This is a genomic window from Actinacidiphila alni, from assembly GCF_900112845.1.
GTDB classification, from domain to species: domain Bacteria; phylum Actinomycetota; class Actinomycetes; order Streptomycetales; family Streptomycetaceae; genus Actinacidiphila; species Actinacidiphila alni.
In genome coordinates this window covers 282,363-300,428 of record NZ_FONG01000003.1, presented here as the reverse complement: position 1 = coordinate 300,428, position 18,066 = coordinate 282,363, and the positions used below count along the sequence as shown (strand labels likewise).

Here is an 18,066-nt window from a genome sequence, read left to right as displayed (position 1 = left end):
ATGGAACCGGCGGACGTCCTCCCCTAGTGTTTCCAGCCATGTGGCCAGGAGAACAGCACAACGGGGGAGAGCAGAACCCGCAGGGCGCCCCCCCGCCGACACCGCCGGGGCCGTACGGCTCGCCGGCGCCGTACGACACGCCCTCGCCGTACGCTCAGCCCGGCTACCCGCCGCAGCAGGGCCAGCCAGGGCAGCAGCCGGGCCAGTCCGGGCCTCCGGACCTGAACAAGCAGCCGGAGTACCCGCCGACCCAGCCGTACGGCCAGCCCGCGCAGCCGCCCGCGCCACCGGACCGGCCCGGCCCGCCCACGCCCCCGTACGCGGCGCCGACCCAGCCGTACGGGCAGCCCGGTTACGGCACGCCGTCCCCGTACCAGCAGCCGGGCTACCCGCCGCAGCAGCCGCCCGGCGGCTACCCGACCCCGCAGAACTGGGGTCCGCCGGTGCCCGGCGGGCCCGGGGAGCAGCCGCCGCGCCGGGACCGCAAGACGATCGCCATCGCGATCGCGGCGTCCGTCGCGGTGATCGCCGCGATCGCCGTCGGCGCGGTCTATCTCATCGGGGACGACAAGAAGGACAACGACGCGAAGGACGCGAGTCCGACCGCGACGGCGCCCAAGTCGCCCACGGCCACCCCGACCACCACCGCGCCCTCCCCCACCTCGACCCCGTCCTCCGACGACTCGGCGGACTCGCCGCGCGGCGCGCCGGACGCGCTCGACGTGAAGCCGGTCATCCCGGGCTGGAAGGTCGTCAAGCGCGACGAGCGCAATGTCGCCTTCGACGTCCCGCCGGACTGGACCGTGGGCAGCGAGGGCCTGACCATCGGCTTCGAGGACAACAAGGGCAATCCGGCCGTCGCGATGGGTGCGCCCGCGTACTACAAGCACGACTGGTGCAAGGTCGGGAACAGCACCGCGGACCGCGCGACGGTGGGCACCAAGGGCGCCAACGGCGCCAAGAGCGTGCGCGACGCCGCCGAGGTGCAGGCCACGTCCTGGGCCTACTGGGCCTACCAGGACAACGGCAAGGGCACCTTCTCCAAGGTGCAGAACAGCAAGGCGTTTCACAACGCGCACGGCATCTCCGGCTGGCAGGCCTCGGCCACCGCCTCCCACATCCCCAAGACCAGCAAGTGCTCGGCGGACGGCGCCGCGTACACCGTCGCCTGGACCGACCCGACGCAGTCGGACCCGTCCAAGAAGCTCGTGGTGTGGGTGCTGTACGCGGACCGCGGGGTGCCCGACCAGCTCGCGGACTCGGTGATCGAGAAGATCAAGAGCAGCATCCGGCCGCTGAAGAAGTAGCTCGAAAAGAGGCCATGGGGGCGGTGCGTGCGGGCGCGGGCGAATTCGTTTGCGTGACGCACGCACTGCGGGCATAGTCCCGGGGTGACCCCCGACGACCAGGCCCGCAGCGGCGCCGCCTTCGACGACGCCCGACCGTCCGGCCTGCGGGGGCGCCTGCCGTCCTGGGCCGGACGGAATTTCCGGCTGCTGGTCGGGGCCTCGTTCATCACCAACCTCGGCAATTCCGGGGCGCTGATCGCCGCCGCGTACGCGGTCATCGAGTCCGGCGGCAGCGCCACCGGCGTCGGTCTCGTGGCCGCCGCGCGGACCCTGGCCATGGTGGTCTTCCTGCTCATCGGCGGCACCGTCGCCGACCGCATCCCGCGCCAGCGGGTCATGGTGACGGCCAACACGGTCAACGCGGTCTCGCAGGCGGCCTTCGCGCTGCTCGTGCTCGCCGGGCATCCCGCGCTGTGGCAGATGGCGGCGCTCACGGCGGTGGGCGGCAGCGCGCACGCGTTCTTCTCCCCCGCCTCCGAGGGCATGGTGCTCTCCACCGTCGAGACTGCGCATGCGGGCAAGGCTTTCTCCGTCTTCCGGCTGTCGATGAACGGCGCGACCATCGGCGGCGCGGCGGTCGGCGGCGCGCTCGTCGCCGCGATCGGCCCCGGCTGGGTGCTGGCGGTCGACGCGGCGGGCTTCGCCGTCGCCGCCGCCATGCGCTCCCGCCTCGACGTCGCCGACGGCGCGCGGCCCACCACGTCGTCGAGCATGATCGGCGACCTGCGCGAGGGCTGGCGGGAATTCGCCTCCCGCTCCTGGCTGTGGGGCATCGTCGTGCAGTTCGCTGTGGTCAACGCGGCGGTCGGCGCCGCCGAAGCGGTCTACGGGCCGCTGGTCGCCCGCGAGAAGCTGGGCGGCGCGGGGCCCTGGGGTCTGGCACTGGCGGCCTTCGGCATCGGTACGGTCGGCGGCGGCCTGCTGATGATGCGGTGGAAACCGCGCCGAATGCTGCTGGTCGGCACGCTCGGTGTCTTCCCGCTGGCCCTGCCCTGCGCGGCGCTCGCCCTGGTCGCGCCCGTGTGGGCGCTGTCGCTCGCGATGTTCGTCACCGGCGTGGCCATCGAGGTGTTCGCGGTCGGCTGGATGCTCGCGCTGCACCAGGAGATCGCCGAGGACAAGATGTCGCGGGTGTCGGCGTACGACTGGTTCGGCTCGGTCGCGATGACCCCGATCGCGATGGCGCTCGCGGGCCCCGCCGCCGAACTCTTCGGCCGCACCCAAGCGCTGTGGGGCTGCTCCGCGCTGGTCGTGGTGCTGACCGGCGCCGTCCTGACGATCCCGGACGTACGGCGCCTCGAACGGCACGACGGCGGGGCGGTGGCCGGGGCGACCGCGGGGACGGGCCCGAGTACGGGCGGGGCGGCGGGGTCCGCCGGCGGACGGGACGCCGAGGCGGCGCTGATCGCGGCGGCGCTGGTGGCCGATCCGGCTCAGCCGACGGTGAAGGCGCCGTCCGGCGGGGTCGGGGACGGCGCGGCCGACCGGTCGTAGACGGGGCCGGCGCGGCCGACGAGCCGGTCGAGGTCCGCATCGTGCACGACACGCGCGGGAAAGGCGTCGGCCGCGCACAGCCGGGCCAGCGCGTCCACCGGCAGCGGCTCGTCGCTCGCGACCAGGACGGCGTTGCCGAAGCGCCGGCCGCGCAGCACGCCCGGCTCGGCGAGCAGGCAGATCCCGGCGGACGCGGGGAACACCTGGCGCAGGGTGGCCAGTTGGGAGCGCAGGAAGGCGAAGGGCGCCGCGTCCGCGACATTGGCGGTATAACGGCCGCCGGGACGCAGGACGCGGTGCGCCTCGCGGACGAATTCCACCGAGGTGAGGTGCGCGGGCACCCGGGAGCCGCCGAAGACGTCCGCGACGATGACGTCCGCGCTCCCCCGTTCCGCCCCGGCCAGCCACGCGCGCGCGTCCTGGGTGTGCACCGTCACCGGCGCGTGCGGCGGCAGCGGCAGGTGTTCCGCGACCAGCGCGGCCAGGCCCCGGTCGGCCTCCACGACCTGCTGCCGTGATCCGGGCCGCGACCGTTCCAGCCAGCGCGGCAGCGTCATCGCGCCGCCCCCGAGGTGCACGGCCGCCACCGGCTCCCGCACCGGGAAGCCGGCCTCCAGGACGTGGCCGATCCGCCGTACGTACTCGAATTCCAGGTGCCCGGGATCGTCGAGGTCCACGTAGGACTGCGGCGCTCCGTCCACGGTCAGCAGCCAGGCGCGCGGCCGGTCGACGTCGGGCAGCAGCCGCGCCTCGCCGAAGTCGACGGAGCGGACGACGGGGACCGCCTCACCGGGGGTCGGGGCGGCGGAATCCGGCGCGGTGTCGGGGGCGTCGTTCACGAGGACATTCTCCCCCGGGCGGGGAGCCCCGCGGGCCGCCGCTCACGTACACCGGATCGGCGGATCCGCGAGCCGCGGGTGACGCGTCCCGGCCCGGTCGTGCCGGGAGCCGGACGCGGCCGTACGCGTAAGGCGCACGGCCCCGGCCGTACCCGGAGCAGCGCCCCGCGGCACCGGTGACGCGTCCCGGCCCCGCCGGTCCCCGGATTCACCGGGGTCCGACGGGGCCGGGCCCGTGGCGCGGTGGCTGCGCCCGAGCACGCTCAGCCCAGCGCGGAGACCGTGCCCGCGCCGACCGTGCGCCCGCCCTCGCGGATCGCGAAGCCGAGGCCGGGCTCCAGCGGCAGCGGGCGGCCCAGCTCGACGGTGATGTCGGCGGTGTCCCCGGGCAGCGCCATGCCGCCGGGGCCACCGAAGTCCACGTCGCCGACCACGTCCGCGGTGCGGATGTAGAACTGCGGCCGGTAGCCGGTGGAGACCGGCGTGTGCCGGCCGCCCTCGGCCGCGGGCACCATGTAGACCCGCGCCGTGAAGCGCCGGTGGGTGACCACGCTGTCCGGCGCCGCGACGATGTCGCCGCGCCGCACCTGGTCGCGCTGCACTCCGCGCAGCAGCAGCGCCACGTTGTCGCCCGCCTGCGCGGACTCCATCGGCTTGCCGAAGGTCTCAAGACCGGTCACCACGCTCAGCAGCGGCGTGTCGCCCTGCCGCTCGCCGTACACCGCGATCCGGTCCCCCGGCTTCACCGTGCCGCGCTCGACCGCGCCCGTGACGACGGTCCCGCGCCCGGTGATGGTGAGGACGTTCTCCACCGAGAGCAGGAACGGCGCCTGCGTGTACCGGACCGGCACCGGCACATGGCTGTCGACCGCGTCGAGCAGCTCACCGATCGCGGCGGTCCACCGCGGGTCGCCCTCCAGCGCCCGCAGCCCGGAGACGCGCACGACGGGGACGGTGTCGCCGTCGTAGCCGTGCGCCGTGAGCAGCTCACGGACCTCCAGCTCCACCAGGTCGGTCAGCTCCGGGTCACCGGCGTCCGCCTTGTTGAGCGCGACGACGATGTGCCGGACGCCCACCTGCCGGGCGAGCAGCACGTGCTCGGCGGTCTGCGGCATCACGCCGTCGAGCGCCGATACCACCAGGATCGCGCCGTCGAGCTGGGCCGCGCCCGTGATCATGTTCTTCACGTAGTCGGCGTGGCCGGGCATGTCGACGTGCGCGTAGTGCCGGGTCGCGGTCTCGTACTCGACGTGCGCGATGGTGATGGTGATGCCGCGGGCCGCCTCCTCCGGCGCCCGGTCGATCCGGTCGAACGGCACGAAGGTGCCGGTGCCGCGGTCGGCCAGGACCTTGGTGATGGCCGCGGTGAGCGTGGTCTTGCCGTGGTCGACATGACCCATGGTGCCGATGTTGAGATGCGGCTTGGTGCGTACGTACGCCTGCTTGGACATGACTTCGCCGTTCGCTTCCTCTGACGATTCCGACAGGTGGCCGGACCCCGTGGACCGGACCGACCCTCCCCCTGCGGGGTCCGCCGGAGATCTGTCCGTCTGTCCGGGGAGGGTCAGCGTCGTGCGCCGTCGAAGAAGGTGTCCCGTGCGTTCCGGGCAGCCTTCTTCGCCGCGACCGCTGCTGCGGTGGCGTCGGCGGAGCAGGTGAACCGGAACATGGGGTGATCATCCTTGGTTGTCGGGTCTTACGTCGAAGGGTTTTCCCTGGCGTCTGCGTCGCCCCCGGGAGCGTGTGACGCGATGGTCGACGCGACTTCACCCGGCGGTGATGTATGCGAAGCAACGGCGTGCGAGAATTTGTTCCGCGACGGAACTTTGACGAAGGATGCTGCTCCATGCCCCTGGCCATACTCGCTCTGGCGGTGAGCGCCTTCGGCATCGGTACGACCGAGTTCGTGATGATGGGCCTGCTGCCCAATGTCGCGGACGACCTGGGCACGTCGGTGCCCACCGCGGGCTATCTCGTCTCCGCCTACGCCCTCGGTGTCGTCCTCGGCGCGCCCCTGCTCACCGCGCTCGGTTCCCGGGTGCCGCGCAAGCGGATGCTCCTGCTGCTCATGGCGCTGTTCACCCTCGGCAACGCCGCGAGCGCGGTGGCCCCCGGTTACGCGACGCTGCTCGTCGGCCGTTTCGTGGCCGGCCTGCCGCACGGCGCCTTCTTCGGTGTCGGCGCGGTCGTCGCGGCCCGGCTGGTCAGCGAGGACCGCAGGGCGCGCGCGGTCGCCGCGATGTTCCTCGGCCTGACCATCGCCAACATCGTCGGCGTACCGGCCGCGACCGCGCTCGGCCAGCACCTCGGCTGGCGCGCGACCTTCCTGGTGGTCTCGGTGGTCGGGCTGCTGGCGCTGGGCGCGCTCGCGCTGCTGATCCCCCGGCTGCCGACCGACGAACAGGCCGGTGTCGGCCAGGAATTCCGCGCCCTGCGCGAGCCGCAGGTGCTCCTCGGGCTGCTCACCGCGGTGTTCGGCTTCGCGGGCGTCTTCGCCGTCTACAGCTATCTCGCCTCGATGATGACCGAGGTCACCGGTTTCGCGGACTCCTCGGTCACCCTGCTGCTCGCCCTGTTCGGCATCGGCATGACGCTGGGCGCGCTCGCCGCGGGACCGCTCACCGACCGGGCGCTGCGGCCCACCCTGTACGGCTCGCTGGGCGCCCTCGCCGTCGTCCTGGTCGGCTTCCACTTCGCCGCCGGGTCGAAGACCGCCGCGCCGATCGCGGTCGTCGTGCTCGGCGCCGTTGGCTTCATGACCACCACACCGCTCCAGATGCTGGTGATGAACAAGGCCCGGCACGCGCCGACGCTGGCCTCCGCGTCCAACCACTCCGCCTTCAACCTCGCCAACGCCGGCGGCGCCTGGCTCGGCGGCGTCGCGATCTCCGCGGGCTGGGGCTGGACCTCCCCCGCGCTGGTCGGCGCGGTGCTGGCCGTCGCCGGCCTCGGCATCGCGGTGACCGCGGGGATCATGGACCGGGGCGCGCCGCACACCGTCTCGCCGGTCGTGACGGCGGGCGGCCCGGTGTGCCGGAAGGCGGAGGGCGGCGACGAGTTGGCGGCGGCGGAGAACGCCTGAGACCTGCCGTACGACGCGCTGTTCCGACGGTCTCCCGGCGTACGGCAGGGGGCCGTCGGGGGCGCGCCTCGGTTAGGCTCCCTGCGTGCTCGACCGCATGCCGCGCGTTCCCCGTCTCCCGCTTCCGTACGCCGCCGCCGTACGGTGCTCGCGGCTGCTGCTGTCGCCGTGGGCGCGGTTCGCGCTGCTGGTCGTCCTGCTCGCGGGCGCGGCCGGGGTGGTGCTGGCGTGGCAGCCGCAGCACTGGCTGATCCACGGTCTGCCGCGTACGTCGGGCACCACCGCCGTCGTGCTGTTCGCGCTCGCGTACGGTCTGTGCACCGTCGCCTTCGTTCCGCGCCCGCTGCTCAACGCCGCCGCCGGAGCGCTCTACGGCATCCACGCCGGGCTGCCCGCCGCGATCGCCGGGACGGTGCTGGGCGCCGGACTCGCCTTCCTGCTGGGCCGGCTGCTCGGGCGGGACGCGCTGCGGCCGTTCCTGCGCGGCCGGATCGTGCTCTCGCTGGACCGGCAGCTCAGCCGGCACGGCTTCCGCAGCACCCTGGCGCTGCGGCTCTTCCCCGGGGTGCCGTTCGCCGCCGCGAATTACGCGGCGGCGATCTCCCGGATCCGGCTGCTGCCCTTCCTCACCGCGACCGCCGCGGGCAGCGCGGCCAACACCGCGGCCTACGTCGTGGCCGGCAGCCGCGCCGCCTCCCCGACCTCGCCGGTCTTCCTCGGCGCCCTCGGTTTCCTGGGGGTGACGGGGGTGGCGGCGGCGATGGTGGCCCGCCGTACGCGTACCGCCCGGGCGGCCGACGCCCCTTCCGAGGCCGAGGTCACATCGCCGGACCGCCAGGCCACTCCGCCAGCGGAATCCGCTTGATCTCCAGCACGTCGCCGAGCGTGCCCCACTCGTCCTTGCCGAGCCGCGTCAGCGGGCGCAGCTTGCGGATGTCCGGGTGCCCGTCGACCAGCACCGCCTCGGACACGGCCGCGTGCACGACCCGCCCGAACACCACCGTCGAGTCCCCCAGCCGCACCATGCTGTGCAGCTCGCACTCCAGCGCGACCGGCGACGCCGCCACCCGCGGCGGCTTCACCCGCAGGCTCGGCTCCCGCGCGATCCCCACCGCGTCGAATTCGCTCGTCCCGCGCGGGAAATCGGTCGCCGTCGCGTTGATCTGCTCGAACAGGTGCTCCGGCGCCAGGCTCACCACGAACTGCCCGGTCTCCTCGATGTTCCGCACCGAGTCCTTCCGCCCCACCGACGTGAACTGCACCACCGGCGGACTCACGCAGGCCACGGTGAAAAAGCTGTGCGGCGCCAGATTGTCCGTGCCGGCCGCCGACGTCGTCGACACCCAAGCGATCGGCCGCGGCACCACGGTGGCCGTCAGCAGCCGGTAGAAAGTGTTCCGGTCAAGCCCATCAGGGTCGAAGTCCATACGCATGACCCTCAGTATCCACGGCGCCGCCGCGGACCCTGGCGACGGATCACGCAGCATGCTTTCGGCCTGGGACGACCTCGCGATCCCGCCGCGGGCACGCGGACGAGCGGTAACCCTCAACCTCGTCGATCAACCCTCCGCGTCGGCGGGCGGCTCAGCACGGTTCACGGGTGCGCCGCCGCGGTCGTGGCTGCCCAGCTGGCCAGCAGTTGCAGGCGCTCGGCGGTCGGCGGTCGGCGAGGCGGGCTCGGCAATGTACGCGGACAAGGTGATGGAGGGAGCGGAGTCGAGGGTCAGTTCCTCGAAGCCCAGGACGAGCTCTCCGACCTGGTGGTGGTGGAGGGTCTTGCTGCCCGCGCGGTGGACGCCGACATCGTGAGCGGCCCAGCGGGATCTGAAGTCGGTGCTTCTCGTGGACAGCTCGCCGACGAGCTGTATCAGCTGCCTGTCGTGCGGTGTCGCGCCGGCCTGGGCCCGGAGGATGCGCACGCACGCGGCTGCCGCATCGTCGAGGTCGTCGTAGAACGTGGCCGCGGCGGGGTCGAGGAAGACGACGGAGGCCAGGTTCGGAGGGGAGGATGACGAGCGCCGGGTCGGGCTGGTGAAGGCCATGTCGAACAGGGCCCGGCCGAGAGCGTTCGACGCGAGGATGTCGAGCCTCCTGCTCAGGGCGATGACGGGGGTGGCGCTCATCGCGTCGATGAGCAGCTGTACCTGCTGCGGCACGGCCGCCGCGACCTTCGGCTGTCTCCTCGCCCGTGAGGGGCGGCGCGCGGTGCGGGCGAGGTCGTAGAGGTACGCGCTCTCGTCCTCGGTCAGCTGCAGGGCACGGGCAAGGGCGTCGAGGACCTCGTCGGAGACCCCTGTCAGGTCGCCTTTCTCGATCCGGGTGTAGTAGTCGACCGAGACGCCGGAGAGCATCGCGACTTCCTCCCGGCGCAGGCCGGGGACGCGGCGTGCTCCGCCGCCCTTCGGGATGCCGGCCATGTCGGGGGTGATCTTCGCGCGGCGGGTGGCCAGGAAGTCCCGTACGCGCTCGTCCTTCGGTGCCATGACCTCACGCTATGGGCGATCGGGGCCACGGGCCAGGTTCCGCCAGACCCCCCTTCGAGGGGGGTTCTATCGCAACCTTCCGCCCTCGATCGAGGGCGACCACAGTTGATGCCGAGAGAGCCGACGGGCGCCGACCCGCGGCCCGCGGCCCGGACGACGATGAGCGGGACAGCCAGGAGGAATCATGACTGAACGGACCGAGCGCGTGAGCTTCCGTTCCCCGGGGATGGCCTGGGATCTGGCGGGAATCCTCCACCTGCCCGCGGACTTCGACGAGAACGGCTCCTGTCCGGCGATCGTGAGCGTTCACCCGATCGGCAGCTGCAAGGATCAGACCGCCGGCACTGTGTACGCGAAGGCGCTGGCGGAGGCCGACTATGTGGTGCTGGCCTTCGACGCCGGTTACCAGGGTGAGAGCGGCGGGCAGCCGCGTCTGATCGAGGATCCCGCGCAGCGGGTGGAGGACGTCCGCGTCGCGGTCGACCATCTCGTGACCTTGCCGTACGTCGATGCGGACCGCATCGGTGGGATCGGGGTCTGCGGCGGTGGCGGCTACGTCGTCAACGCGACCATGACCGACCGCCGGATCAAGGCCGTCACCAGCATCACCGGCGTCAACTTCGGACGCCTCAGCCGCGAGTCGTTCGGCGGCTACGACCCGATCGGCGCGCCGGGTTCGGCGCGTACCGCGACGGCCAGGAGATCTACGGCCGCGCCGCCTCGAAGGACAAGCGGCTCCTCATGGTGGAGGACACCTCGCACTACGACCTCTACGACCGGCCGGAGCCGACGCGCCAGGCCATCGAAGCCGCGACGGAATTCTTCGGCGCCCATCTGTGAGCCACACCCACCCGGAAACCCGTTCGACAGCGAACCGGAGGAATGTCATGAGCGAGAACATCAGCATCAAGACCCTCAACGGCTACGGCACCACCCTCGCCGCGGTGATCAACTTCCCGGAAGGCTTCGACGCGTCGAGGACCTACCCGGCGATCGTCGTCTCCCACCCGGGCGGCGGCGTGAAGGAGCAGGCCGCCGGCCTGTACGCGGGCAAGCTCGCCGAGCACGGCTTCGTGACCGTCGCCTACGACGCCTCCTTCCAGGGCGCGAGCACCGGGGAGCCGCGGCAGCTGGAGAACCCGCATATCCGCACCGAGGACGTCAGCGCCGTGGTCGACTACCTGACCACGCTCGGCTACGTGGACAGCGACCGCATCGGCGCGATGGGCATCTGTGCCGGGGCCGGCTACACCGCGAACGCCGCGATCAACGATCCCCGTATCAAGGCCGTGGGCACCGTGAGCCTCGTCAACATCGGCCAGATGTTCCGCAACGGCTGGACGAACGACGTCGCCGACGCCGACGCCGCTCCCCTGCTCGCGATGGGCGCGGAGGCCCGCACCACCGATGTCCAGGACAAGGACAACCCCTTCCCGCTCGCACCGATGCGCGAGGAAGACGCGCCGAACGAGGAGCTGCGCCAGGCGTGGGAGTACTACCACACGCCCCGTTGCGAGCACCCCAACGCGCCGGGCTTCATGACCGCGCGCAGCCTGAGCCAGATCATCACCTACGACGCCTTCCACAAGGCCGAGGCGTTCCTCACGCAGCCGCTGCTCGTGATCGCGGGCAGCGAGGCCGGATCGAGGTGGATGAGCGATGACCTGTTCGCGCGCGCCGCGAGCAAGGACAAGTCCTTGCACGTCGTCGAGGGATCGAACCACATGGAGCTCTATGACGGCGAGAGGGAAGTCGCCGAGGCCGTCAGCAAGCTGGCCCCGTTCTTCGCCGACAAGCTCTGACCCAGGCAGTCGTCGCTGCCCCGCACCGATCACGCGGGACAGCCTGACCGCAGACGCGAAAGGAAGACCGGCCATGACCGCATGGACCCCGGACGAGCTCGACCGCATCAACGCCGAGACCTACCTCACCGTCGGGGCGACCCTGCCCGACGGAACCACCCCCAAGACCGTCGACATCTGGTCCGTGCCCGTCGGGAACCGGATCTTCATCCGCTCCTACAACGGCACGCAGGGGAAGTGGTACGGGCCGGCCCTGAAGACCGGCCGGGGCCGGATCTCGGCCGGCGGGGTCGACAAGCCCGTGCGCTCCGTACCCGTCGACCCCGACGACGAGGAGACCAACCAGGCCGTCGACGCCTCCTACCTGGAGAAGTACGCCGACAGCGAGTACTCGGTGACGATGTCGACCGAGCCCGTACGCCGCAACACCCTCGAGGTGGTCCCCAAGGAGTGAAGCCCCGGATGCGTGCAGCGGTCCGGGGCGCGTGACGCTGCTGTTCTTCTACGTCGCGTCTTCTACGTCGCGCGGACGAGATGGAACACGCTGATGTGGCTGGTCGCGACCGGGGCGACGGTCCTGCTCGTCATCGACCTGCTGTTCGTGGCGGCCAGCCTCACCAAGCTCGTCCACGGCGCATGGCTGCCGTTGCTGATCGAAGAGGCCCTGGAACAAGGCGGTCTGGCCCGCAGCATCACCCGGGCGACCGACGGTCTCGAAGCCCTGGAACACCTTCAGGACGAGACCGCCGAACTGCCCGACATCATCGTGCTCGACCTGAACATGCCGCGCATGAACGGCCGCGAGCTCCTCCGCCACATCAAGAGCGACCCCCGGCTCAAAGTCGTACCGGTCGTCGTCCTGACCACCTCCAACGCCCCGGAGGACGTGGACGCGGCCTACCAGCACCACGCCAACGCGTACGTCACCAAGCCGGTCAACCTCGACGACTTCCTCAAGGCCGTCCAAAACATCGACGCGTTCTTCCTGCACACCGCCACCAGCCCCACCCGCCGTCAGGGCGAATAGCCCGGCGCCACGCCGGCGAGGCGGTGTTCCCTGCTGACGCCCGGTTTACGGAGCCGGGTGACCGGGGCCGGCCGGTCGTCGTGCGTGGTCATGACGCGTGTCCCGGCCCCGGCGTCGCCCGTCGCCTGCTTCATGCGTTTCGCCGGCGGTGGACGGTGAACGGCGTTTGCGGACCGGTGCTATTCACGCAGGTAGGTCTCGCTGAAGCTGGTGCCGCCTGATCCGAGTGTGCTGGTCCGGGCCTCGTAGGCACCGTTCGACGGGTCGAGCGCGACCGGGCCAAAAGAGCCGAGGGAAGAGCCGTTGACGGTGGCCGAGGTGAAGTTGAGGGTGCCGAAGTTCGGGTACGCCCCGGTCGGCGACTCGATGATGACCTCGGCGCTGGCCCGGCGCGAGGAGAGGGTTTTCGTGGTGGTGTAGGTCCACCCGCGTGAGGAGTCGTTCAGCTTCAGCGTGTATGTGCTGCTTCCGGCATAGGTCACCGAGGCGGTGATGTGGTCGCCGGCCGAGACCGGATACGAACTCGTGCTCAGATAGACGGGGTTGGCCGGGTACATCTCGTACCACGCCTGGTGCACCGGCCTGCCGGTGGAGCAGTCGGTCGCCACCCCGGTCTGCTCGACGGTGGACGAGCCGTACCCGTCGATGCCGACCCACGGGGCATACAGGTCGTTCCGCGAATTGCAGGTCGCGTTCGCTTCGGTCCATGTCGCCGAGACCGAGGTGAAGTTGCTGCCCTGAGCGGCGTAGCCGCCCCAGTTGTAACCGTTGATGTTGTAGTGCACGGGGCGGAAGGACGCCGCTGTCGCTGTCGCGGCACCAACCGGCAGAACGATCCCGGGGACGGTGAAGGCGGCCACCGCTACAGCGGTGACGGGAACGCGGGTCAGGAATTTGCGCACGCCGGCTCCTTGATGGGGGATCAGGATGCTCAAAGCGCCGCCCTTGGGCGGCCGATCGGCCGGCGTGGGGCGGCAGTACAGAATCATCTACAGGCATGTACCTGTCAATGCCCCAGGGGTCGCGTGCGCGGAATTCAAGCCTGCCGCCATGATCCACAGCCGGTCAGGCCGCTCCGCGCAAGTCGCCGCACCTTTCGGAATGATCAATCAAAGTCGCCGCAAGTATCCGCAAGCACCTTTCGGTGGCGTTCCGTAATCGAGCAACCTTGCCTGAGTGAGTTCGTAGATCACAACGGGAGGGTACAGATGTCGCTGCATGAGCTCTTCAGGGACCCGGAAAGCCCGGACAACAACAGTCCGACCTTGTACTACGACGACGAGACGGACACGTTCCTCTTCCAGTCATGGAAGGTGGTGGACGCGAGCCGGCTGACCGCCATCACGGTCCCGGAGCACGAAACGGTCATCGAGTTCCCCAAGCGAATCCTCTCCCTCTTCCCTCGTACCGCAGACGAGGTGCACGTTCGCGCACGCCGGAAGGCGGTCTAACCAGACCAAGGAGCGGTATTTCGCTGCTAGTTGAGGTGCGCACCCGGATTCGCGGTCCGGGCGCGCACCCTGCAAACTGTCTGCATGTCAGACTCCTCCACGCTCAGGGAAGCCAGGCTCACTCTGGGCAAGCGGTTACGCTCACTCCGCCAGGAATACGGGATCACCGCCCGTGAACTGGCCCAACGCTGCGGCTGGCACGAGTCCAAATGCAGCCGGATCGAGCTGGGCCGCTCCGCACCGACGCCGGCCGACATCCGCGCCTGGACCACGACGTGCGAGGCGGAGGAGCAGACGGACGAACTGCTCGCCATGGCACGCGGCATCTCCGGCATGTACATCGAGTGGCGCACGATGGAGCGCGCCGGCCTCAAACGCGCGCAGGACTCCGTCCTCCCGCTGTGGGAGCAGACCCAGCGTTTCAAGGCCTACGCCCACTGCATGGTCCCCGGCCCGCTCCAGACCGAGGCGTACACCCGGGCCGTCCTCTCGGCGATCAGGGACCGCCGCGAGGTGCCCAACGACATCGACCAAGCCGTACAGACCCGCATAAACAAGCAGAAGGTTCTGTCGACCCCGGGCAAGCAGTTCGCCATCGTGCTGGAGGAGTCCGTCCTGCACTACCGGCTCGGCGACGACAACCTCATGGTCGAACAGCTCAGCCGACTGCTCGAAATCGTCGTCCTGCCCACCGTCAGCCTCGGGGTCATCCCCCGCGACGCCGGCCGGTACGACATGTGGCCCGTCGAGGACTTCTGGCTCTTCGACGACCGCCAGGTCCACGTCGAACTCGTCTCCGCCTTCCTCACTCTGAAGCAAACCCGCGAGGTCACGCAGTACACCAACGCCTTCGCCGCCCTTGACCGCCACGCCGTGTACGGCGCCCGCGCCATCGCTCTGATCGCCACCGCGCTGGCCGCCTTCGCCAAGTGACCATCGGCGGACGGGCTGGTCCGCGTCGGGTTCGCACTGTCCGCTCCATGGAAGGGAACCAGTGCCCAGCCCTCGATTACCGCAACCCGCACAAACGCAGAGGTCATGCCTCATACGCGCCGCCTTGACGCTGGGCACGCTCGCTCTTCTCGGCGGACTGGCCCTGGCCCACTCCGGCATGCTCACCGCCAAGCACAACCCCGACCTCGTGGAGTCCAGGACCTCCCACCGCCCGCGGCCCGCCCCTGCGAACGACACCACCATCCGGGACGACTTTCACCAACGCCTGCTGCGCACCGCACGGGTCGCCAAGCTCCTCGCCCACGGCGTCGGAGCACCAGGCCGTCCTGTCTCCATCCAATTACGGCCGGGGGCCACCGCACCGCGCCGGCTCGCCTACGGCTGCACAGGACCAGGGGGCGTCACCGCCACGGTGACGCCCCCACCCCTGACGCCCCCGCTCCACCAACCGTCTCCTTGCGAAGACAGCGTCATCCTCTACACATTCCAAGCCGACGGGCACATCACCCTCACCCCTGAATCGTCGGCTGCCCGGATCGTCTGGGAGATGTTCGAAAGCCGCGGGTAAGTCAGGGCGACGACAGCACCGCGACTCCCCGGCTACGACAGGCGGTGCGCCTCGCCGTGGTGGACGGGCTCCCCGACGCCGGCGCCGTGCAGGACGTGGGCGAGGACTTCGACCCCCCGGACGACGCGCGGGCCGGGCCGGTTGAAGTAGGCGGGGCCGTCGAGGACCCACACCTCCCCCATGGTGACCGCGGTCAGCTCGGGCCAGCCGGGGAGGGCGGTCAGCAGGCCGGCCTCCTTCACCGTGCGGTCGGGCGGGAAGCCGCAGGGCAGCAGGAGGACGACGTCGGGATCGGCGTCGCGCAGGTCGGGCCACGTCATCGGTGTGGTGTGCTCGCCGGGGGCGGCGAGCAGGGGTTCGCCGCCCGCGCAGCGGATCTGCTCGGGCACCCAGTGCCCGGCCGGCCACAGCGGGTCCAGCCATTCCACCGCGGCCACGCGCGGCCGGAGCACGCCCCGGACCCGGTCCCGTACGGCCGCGAGGCGCTGCTCCAGTTCGGTCACACGGCCGGCGGCGGTCTCGGGGACACCGAGGACGTCGCCCACCTCGCGCAGACAGGCCAGGACATCGGGCAGGGTGTGCGGCTCCAGGCTGAGTACGGTCGGCCCGGGGCCGTCCTGGACGCGTACGGTGTCGGCGACCGAGCGGTAGGAGACTGCGCAGACCCGGCACAGGTCCTGGGTCAGGATGACGTCGGGCGCCAGGTCGGCGAGCGCCTCGGCGTCCAGGGTGTAGAGGGAGGAGCCGCGGTGCGCGGCGCCGCCCACCGCTTCGGAGATCTCCCGGCTGCTCAGCGCGTCGGCGTCGAACTCCGCGCGCGTCACCACCGGCACCGGCGCCACGACCTCCGGCGGCCAGTCGCACTCGTGGGTGCGTCCGACGAGGCGGTCGCCGAGACCGAGTTCGACGACGATGTCGGTGGCCGCGGGCAGCAGCGAGACGATGCGCATACCGTCACCGTAAGCCGCCGCCCGACAGCCTGGGCAGAGCGCTCTAGAACGGCGTGATGGTGAACGCGACCTTGTCCCCTGTCCTGATGCGGAACTGGCAGCCGCCCACCGGGATCGAGACGCCGTTGACGGAGATGTTCCAGTACGTGCCGGGGCCTGCGGTCTCCCCGGCGATGGTGGTGACGTTGTAGTCGCTGAACGAGTCGTACCAGGGGCCGTCCCAGCTGGAGTGGGTCAGCCGGGCGGCGGTGTCCAGGGCCGCCGTCGGGGTGGGGACGCGGCTGGGGTTCGCGCCGCCGTTGGTGCCGTCGCAGACGTGGGTGCCGCCGGATGCGGTGGTGACGGTGTGGCCGTTGGTCAGGACGAGGCCCTTGAACACCGTGTGCGTGGCGTCGACGACGCTCAACTGGACCAGCGCGGGCGCCGCGCTCGCGGCGCTGGGCTCGGCGGCGGCCGGAGCGGCGGTCGCGCCGACGGCGGCCAGGCCGAGTGCGGCGACGCCGAAGGCGATACGCGGAGTACGGGTGCGAAACACAGGGATACGACCCTTCGGACGGGGTCCGCACCGGGTCCCCGCGCTCCCCGGCCACCCGCCTCCTCACGCCCCCACGGGGCAGCGCGCGGTTCCGGGTGAACCCGGTGAGGGTTCGGGCTCCGCGCTGCAGACCGTGGCAGTGGGAAGCGTGACGCGTCGTCCGGTGGGCATTTCGACTCGCGGCACCACGCGGTGCCGCTCACGACTGCAGGTCAGCGCCGGATTCGCACCGGCTTCCCCCACCCGTCGACGCATGAAGTTGTCGGACCGTCAGATCCGTTGTCCAGCCCGCATCGTAGGGACGGCCGCGGGCGCCGCGCCACCGATTCCCGGGATCGGACGGAATATCAGGCCCCGGCCGGGACCGGGCGCTGGTCCCGGCCGTCGTAGGACGCCAAGGGCCTGATGAGGGCGTTGTGTTCGAGCTGTTCGGTGATGTGGGCGGTCCAGCCGGTGATGCGGCTCATCACGAAGATCGGCGTGAAGGTGGGGATGTCGAAGCCCATGAGGTGGTACGCGAGGCCGGCCGGGTAGTCGAGGTTGGGGTGGATGGCCTTGCGGGTGAGCATGGCGTGCCGCAGCGCCGCGTGCAGGGTGGCGAGGCGGGCGGCCTCGGGGTCGCCGGCGCGGGCGACGAGGCGGTCGGTGGCCTCCTGCATGATCGGGACGCGGGAGTCGCCGTTCTTGTAGACGCGGTGGCCGAAGCCCATGATCTTCCGCTGGGAGGCGAGGGCTTCGTCGAGCCAGTCGGCGGCCCGCCGCGGGTCGCCGATCTCGTTGAGCATGTGCATCACGGCCTCGTTGGCGCCGCCGTGCAGGGGGCCCTTGAGGGCGCCGATGGCGGCGGTGACCGCGCTGTAGAGGTCGGAGAGCGTGGAGGTGACCACGCGCGCGGTGAACGTCGAGGCGTTGAAGCTGTGTTCGGCGTAGAGGATGAGGGAGATCTCGAAGCAGCGGACGACCTCGGGCTCGGGGACGCGGCCGAAGCACATGTGGAAGAAGTTCTCGGCGTAGCCGAGGGCCGGGTCGGGCTGGATCAGGTCGAGTCCGCGCCGCCTGCGGTGGTCGGCGGCGACGACGGTGGGCAGCTTCGCCAGCAGGCTCAGGGACTTGGCACGGTTGGCGGCCGGGCTGCCGTCGTCCTCGGTGGGGTCCTCGGCGCCGAAGAAGCTGACGGCGGTCCGCAGCACGTCCATCGGATGACAGGTCTCGGGCAGCCGGACCAGGAATTCCGCGGTGGTGCGGTCCAGCGGGCGCAGGGCACGCTCGCGGGCGGTGAACTCCCGCAGTTGCGCGGCGTCGGGCAGGTCGCCGTGCCACAGCAGGTACGCGACCTCCTCGAACGAGCGGTGGGCGGCGAGATCCTGCACCGGATAGCCGCGGTAGGTCAGGGAGTTGGTCTCCTGGATGACGGTGGAGATCTCGGTGGTGTCGACGACGACACCGGCGAGGCCGCGGTGGATCTCGGGGGGCACGGTCGGGGCGCTGGTCATGGGTGTCCTCCGGTACGGAGCGGGGGCAGGGCGGCTGAC

General features: G+C 71.2%; 18 protein-coding genes and 1 riboswitch. Of the genes, 10 read left to right on the top strand and 8 right to left on the bottom strand.

Going from position 1 to position 18,066, the window contains the following annotated elements:
• Nucleotides 1-38: 38 nt before the first annotated feature.
• Together BM076_RS07010 and BM076_RS07005 are read left to right on the top strand one after the other, a co-directional pair.
• The gene (locus BM076_RS07010; protein WP_093712483.1) at nt 39-1,307 is read left to right on the top strand and encodes a hypothetical protein; all 1,269 of its coding nucleotides are present in this window, start codon (nt 39-41) and stop codon (nt 1,305-1,307) included.
• Between the two features lie 144 nt (nt 1,308-1,451).
• The gene (locus tag BM076_RS07005) at nt 1,452-2,843 is read left to right on the top strand and encodes an MFS transporter (protein ID WP_245795844.1); all 1,392 of its coding nucleotides are present in this window, start codon (nt 1,452-1,454) and stop codon (nt 2,841-2,843) included.
• On the opposite strand, the gene BM076_RS07000 is transcribed toward BM076_RS07005, so the two are convergent.
• Both BM076_RS07000 and tuf read right to left on the bottom strand, forming a co-directional pair.
• Nucleotides 2,783-3,682: a spermidine synthase gene (locus tag BM076_RS07000; protein ID WP_177246358.1), complete on the bottom strand. Its 900-nt coding sequence runs from the start codon at nt 3,680-3,682 to the stop codon at nt 2,783-2,785. The genes BM076_RS07005 and BM076_RS07000 overlap by 61 nt on opposite strands.
• A 263-nt stretch (nt 3,683-3,945) precedes the next feature.
• Nucleotides 3,946-5,133 (bottom strand): elongation factor Tu, encoded by a 1,188-nt coding sequence (gene tuf / locus BM076_RS06995; protein WP_093712482.1) that lies wholly within the window; start codon nt 5,131-5,133, stop codon nt 3,946-3,948.
• A 395-nt stretch (nt 5,134-5,528) separates the two neighbouring features.
• Between tuf and BM076_RS06990 the strand changes: the two genes are divergently transcribed.
• Both BM076_RS06990 and BM076_RS06985 read left to right on the top strand, forming a co-directional pair.
• Entirely contained in the window at nt 5,529-6,764 is a 1,236-nt protein-coding gene (locus tag BM076_RS06990; protein WP_093712481.1) for an MFS transporter, read from the top strand.
• 97 nt (nt 6,765-6,861) lie between these two features.
• On the top strand, nt 6,862-7,629 hold the full coding sequence (locus tag BM076_RS06985; RefSeq protein ID WP_093712681.1) for a TVP38/TMEM64 family protein: 768 nt from the start codon (nt 6,862-6,864) through the stop codon (nt 7,627-7,629).
• Here the strand turns inward: BM076_RS06985 and BM076_RS06980 are convergent.
• Together BM076_RS06980 and BM076_RS06975 are read right to left on the bottom strand one after the other, a co-directional pair.
• A complete protein-coding gene (locus BM076_RS06980) occupies nt 7,583-8,197 on the bottom strand; it encodes a flavin reductase family protein (protein ID WP_093712480.1) in 615 nt (204 codons plus the stop codon). The genes BM076_RS06985 and BM076_RS06980 overlap by 47 nt on opposite strands.
• Nucleotides 8,198-8,323: 126 nt before the next feature.
• Nucleotides 8,324-9,247, bottom strand: a complete 924-nt coding sequence (locus BM076_RS06975) for a helix-turn-helix domain-containing protein (RefSeq protein WP_107416941.1) — start codon at nt 9,245-9,247, stop codon at nt 8,324-8,326.
• 887 nt (nt 9,248-10,134) lie between these two features.
• Here BM076_RS06975 and BM076_RS06965 point away from each other — a divergent pair.
• The 3 genes from BM076_RS06965 to BM076_RS06955 all read left to right on the top strand — a co-directional run bounded on the left by BM076_RS06965 (nt 10,135) and on the right by BM076_RS06955 (nt 12,076).
• A complete protein-coding gene (locus tag BM076_RS06965) occupies nt 10,135-11,049 on the top strand; it encodes an alpha/beta hydrolase (protein WP_093712479.1) in 915 nt (304 codons plus the stop codon).
• Between the two features lie 73 nt (nt 11,050-11,122).
• Complete coding sequence (locus BM076_RS06960; RefSeq protein ID WP_093712478.1) at nt 11,123-11,503, top strand: DUF2255 family protein; 381 nt, start codon at nt 11,123-11,125, stop codon at nt 11,501-11,503.
• 12 nt (nt 11,504-11,515) lie between these two features.
• Nucleotides 11,516-12,076, top strand: coding sequence for a response regulator (locus BM076_RS06955; protein ID WP_265737083.1), 561 nt, complete (start codon nt 11,516-11,518; stop codon nt 12,074-12,076).
• 179 nt (nt 12,077-12,255) lie between these two features.
• On the opposite strand, the gene BM076_RS06950 is transcribed toward BM076_RS06955, so the two are convergent.
• Nucleotides 12,256-12,978, bottom strand: coding sequence for a G1 family glutamic endopeptidase (locus BM076_RS06950; protein WP_218160050.1), 723 nt, complete (start codon nt 12,976-12,978; stop codon nt 12,256-12,258).
• Nucleotides 12,979-13,284: 306 nt separating this feature from the next.
• On the opposite strand from BM076_RS06950, the gene BM076_RS06945 reads away from it, so the two are divergent.
• The 3 genes from BM076_RS06945 to BM076_RS06935 all read left to right on the top strand — a co-directional run bounded on the left by BM076_RS06945 (nt 13,285) and on the right by BM076_RS06935 (nt 15,049).
• Complete coding sequence (locus tag BM076_RS06945) at nt 13,285-13,527, top strand: hypothetical protein (RefSeq protein ID WP_093712475.1); 243 nt, start codon at nt 13,285-13,287, stop codon at nt 13,525-13,527.
• An 84-nt stretch (nt 13,528-13,611) separates the two neighbouring features.
• Nucleotides 13,612-14,460 (top strand): helix-turn-helix domain-containing protein, encoded by an 849-nt coding sequence (locus tag BM076_RS06940; RefSeq protein ID WP_093712474.1) that lies wholly within the window; start codon nt 13,612-13,614, stop codon nt 14,458-14,460.
• A gap of 124 nt (nt 14,461-14,584) precedes the next feature.
• Nucleotides 14,585-15,049, top strand: coding sequence for a hypothetical protein (locus BM076_RS06935; RefSeq protein WP_093712473.1), 465 nt, complete (start codon nt 14,585-14,587; stop codon nt 15,047-15,049).
• A gap of 32 nt (nt 15,050-15,081) precedes the next feature.
• On the opposite strand, the gene BM076_RS06930 is transcribed toward BM076_RS06935, so the two are convergent.
• From BM076_RS06930 to BM076_RS06920, 3 genes are all read right to left on the bottom strand, one after another.
• The gene (locus BM076_RS06930) at nt 15,082-15,999 is read right to left on the bottom strand and encodes a cobalamin-binding protein (RefSeq protein WP_093712472.1); all 918 of its coding nucleotides are present in this window, start codon (nt 15,997-15,999) and stop codon (nt 15,082-15,084) included.
• Between the two features lie 43 nt (nt 16,000-16,042).
• A complete protein-coding gene (locus BM076_RS06925) occupies nt 16,043-16,534 on the bottom strand; it encodes a DUF4430 domain-containing protein (protein WP_093712471.1) in 492 nt (163 codons plus the stop codon).
• Between the two features lie 145 nt (nt 16,535-16,679).
• Nucleotides 16,680-16,796: riboswitch (cobalamin riboswitch) on the bottom strand.
• Between the two features lie 85 nt (nt 16,797-16,881).
• Nucleotides 16,882-18,027 (bottom strand): bifunctional 2-methylcitrate synthase/citrate synthase, encoded by a 1,146-nt coding sequence (locus tag BM076_RS06920; RefSeq protein WP_093712470.1) that lies wholly within the window; start codon nt 18,025-18,027, stop codon nt 16,882-16,884.
• Between the last annotated feature and the right edge of the window lie 39 nt (nt 18,028-18,066).